The sequence below is a fragment of the Pseudomonas sp. P5_B2 genome, assembly GCF_056400445.1.
Genome location: NZ_JBFULH010000415.1, coordinates 1 through 3,665, shown reverse-complemented (window position 1 = coordinate 3,665; position 3,665 = coordinate 1). Strand labels below are relative to the sequence as shown.

2 protein-coding genes are annotated in these 3,665 nt (G+C 60.8%); both read right to left on the bottom strand.

The genetic code is table 11. The features are described from left to right. Nucleotides 1-1,051 (bottom strand): zinc-binding metallopeptidase family protein (locus AC1DRJ_RS21555; protein ID WP_477803921.1); only part of this gene is annotated, 1,051 nt, incomplete at its 3' end. Nucleotides 1,052-1,203: 152 nt separating this feature from the next. Further along, a complete protein-coding gene (gene ligA / locus AC1DRJ_RS21550; RefSeq protein WP_477803920.1) occupies nt 1,204-3,564 on the bottom strand; it encodes an NAD-dependent DNA ligase LigA in 2,361 nt (786 codons plus the stop codon). Nucleotides 3,565-3,665 lie beyond the last annotated feature (101 nt).

Here is a 3,665-nt window from a genome sequence, read left to right as displayed (position 1 = left end):
GCCCCATGCTACGCGACAGCTCGTTGAGCATCCCGGCCAGTTCGAGCCACGCCTTGACGAACGCCAGAAACGCCGCGCCGCCCGGATGCTGCGGCTCGTAGAGCGTGCTCAACTGAAAGGGCGGGTAATCGAAATCCAGTTCCCGCGCACTCATTCCAAACCCGAGAGCGGTGTCCACCGCATCCATCATGTGCAGGTAATGCGCCCAGGTTTCTGCCCAGTCTTCCCACGGGTGCATGGTCGCGTAGGCGCTGACGCATTCTTGTTGCCAGTCGAGCGGAGCGCCTTGCTGGTAATGCCGTTCCAGCGCCTCTGCGTAGCTCGCACGCTCGTCACCGAACAATCCGCGGAACGGTTCCAGCCACTGGCTGTTGGCGATCAGCCGGTCCCAGTAGTAATGCCCGACCTCATGCCGAAAATGCCCGAGCAGCGTGCGATAGGGCTCGTGCATTTGCACCCGGAGCTGCTCGCGATGGGCGTCATCGGCTTCTTTGATGTCGAGGGTGATCAGGCCGTTGGCGTGTCCAGTGGTCGGCGACTTGCCTTCCAGGTCGACTCCGACAAAATCAAACGCCAGACCGGTGTCTTCGTCGAGGGTTTTGGGAATCACCTGCAACCCCAGGCTGATCAACTGCGCGACCAGACGCCGCTTGGCCGTTTCCACTTTGCACCAGCGGTCGTGATTTTCCGCAATCGACAGGTCGGGGATGGTGTGATTCAGGCTACAGGCGATGCACAGCGCATCGTGGTCATTGGCCGGGAGTAGCCAGTTGCACGCAGCCGGGGAATCAAGATTGGCGCAGCGGCGGAACACTCCGGCTTGCGGCTCGGCATCGAGTAACCAGGTATCAGCCTGCAAACCCGGTTGCAGCGACGACAAGCGACTCTGTTCGGGTTGATAACCCAGCGCCGCCGTACAGGCCAGGCACTGGCTGTTGCCAAAGAATAGCGACTGCCCGCAACGGCACTGCCAGACCTTGCTGTTGCGCGAGCCTTCACCGATGAAGGGCGCTGCGATGCGCGAGCTGAGCTGTTCGAAGAAGCGGTACATGGCGATCTCTCCCTGGGGCTTGCCAAGACTAGATCACTCTTACGCAGCGATCGTTCCCACGCTCTGCGTGGGTATGCATCTAGTGGCGCTCCGCATCACAGGGACGCGGAGCGTCCGGGGCGGCATTCCCACGCGGAGCGTTGGAACGATCACTACTCGACAGGGATGCCGTGTTGGTTCAGGAATTCAACGAACGCTTCTTCATTGAACACTTTCAACCCCAGCTCATTAGCCTTGGCCAACTTGGAACCAGCCCCCGGCCCTGCCACCACGCAATGGGTTTTGGCCGACACCGAACCTGCCACCTTGGCGCCAAGGCTTTCGAGCTTGTCCTTGGCAACGTCACGGCTCATCAATTCAAGCGAACCGGTCAGCACCCAGGTTTGCCCTGCCAGCGGCAAGCCTTCGACGACTTTCTTCTCGCTCTGCCAGTGCATGCCAAAATCGCGCAGCTGCTTCTCGGCAGCCTGAGCGAGCTGGCGATTGTCCTCAACCGCAAAAAACTCGCGAACCGAATTGGCCTGCTTCTCCGGCAGCGCCTGACGCATGTCCAGCCAATCAGCACTCATCACCGCTTCCAGCGAACCAAACTTGTCCGCCAGCTTCTGCGCGCCGCCCGGCCCTACCGAAGGGATGTGCAACTTGTCGAGAAAGCCGCCCAGCGTGGTGCTCGCCGCAAACTCGGCACCCAGCTCGCCTTGATCCTGAATCTGCAAGCCGTGCTTGAGCAGTTCTTCGATCACTTGCTGGTTATGCGCATCCTCGAAGAAGCTGTGAATCTCGTGAGCCACTTCCAGGCCGACATCCGGCAAGTACGTCAGGACGTGCGGCAATGCCTGCTGAACCCGCACCAGCGAACCGAGAGAGCGCGCCAGCACCTTGGCCGTTTCTTCGCCGACATCCGGAATCCCTAGGGCGTAGATGAAGCGCGCCAAGCTCGGCTTTTTGCTGTCCTCGATGGCACTCAGCAGCTTGTTGCTCGACACTTCGGCAAACCCTTCCAGATCGACAATGTCGTCGAACTTCAGGGCATACAAATCCGCCGGCGAACTCACCAGGCCTTCGTCGACCAGTTGCTCGACGCTCTTGTCCCCCAGACCCTCGATGTCCATTGCGCGACGGGAAACGAAGTGAATGATCGCCTGCTTAAGCTGCGCACCGCAGGCCAGACGACCGACGCAGCGGTACACCGCGCCCTCGCTGAGGGTCTCGCGACCTTTACTGCGTTTGACCAGTTGCGTGCGCTCGACCTGCGAGCCGCACACCGGGCACTGCTCGGGAATCTGTACCGGCCGGGCATTTTCCGGGCGGCGCTCAAGCACCACCTGTACCACTTGAGGAATCACGTCACCCGCACGGCGAATGATCACCGTATCGCCGATCATCAGGCCCAGACGCGCAACTTCATCCATGTTGTGCAAGGTCGCATTGGCCACGGTGACACCGGCCACCTTGACCGGCTTCAAGCGCGCCACAGGTGTGACGGCGCCGGTACGACCGACCTGGAACTCGACGTCTAGCAGCTCGGTGAGTTCTTCCATCGCCGGGAATTTGTGCGCGATCGCCCAGCGCGGTTCGCGCGCGCGGAAACCCAACTCACGTTGGTAGGCGATGCTGTTGACCTTGAACACCACGCCGTCGATTTCGTAAGCCAGCCCGTTACGGCGCTCGCCAATATCGCGGTAGTAATCCAGGCATTCGTCGATGCCGTGCGCCAGCTTCAGCTCATGACTGATCGGCATGCCCCACACTTGGAGCTGCTTGAGATTACCAATATGCGTGTCGGCAATGTCCGCGGAAATCTGGCCGATGCCGTAGCAGCAGAATTCCAGCGGGCGGTTGGCAGTGATCTTCGAATCCAGCTGTCGCAAGCTGCCGGCTGCCGCGTTACGCGGGTTGGCGAAGGTCTTGCCGCCGACTTCCAGTTGGGTAGCGTTGAGTCGTTCGAAACCGGCCTTGGACATGAACACTTCGCCGCGCACTTCCAGGGTCGCGGGCCAGCCAGTGCCGTGTAGCTTGAGCGGGATGTTGCGCACGGTGCGCACGTTGACGCTGATGTCTTCGCCAGTGGTACCGTCGCCGCGGGTTGCGCCGCGTACCAGCACGCCGTCCTGATACAGCAAGCTGACCGCCAGGCCATCGAGTTTGGGTTCGCAGCTGTATTCCACMGTCGCACCGCCACCGAACAGATCACCGGCCGGCAAGTCCAGGCCTTCCGTCACCCGGCGATCGAACTCGCGCATGTCGGTTTCTTCGAAGGCGTTACCGAGGCTGAGCATCGGCACCTCGTGACGCACCTGCGTGAACGCCGATAGCGCGGCGCTGCCCACACGCTGGGTCGGCGAATCGCTGGTAATCAGTTCGGGGTTGGCCGCTTCAAGGGCCTTGAGCTCGTGGAACAAGCGGTCGTATTCGGCGTCCGGAATACTCGGCTCGTCCAGCACGTGGTAGCGATAGTTGTGCTGATCCAGCTCAGCACGCAGCTCTAGAATGCGGTTTTTGGCGGCGGTCATGGGTGTTCTCTCATAAAGCAAAAGAGCAGCCGAGGCTGCTCTATCTCATATCATCAAGACAAAGAGATCGCAGCCTCGTTTCACTCGACAGCTCCTACAGA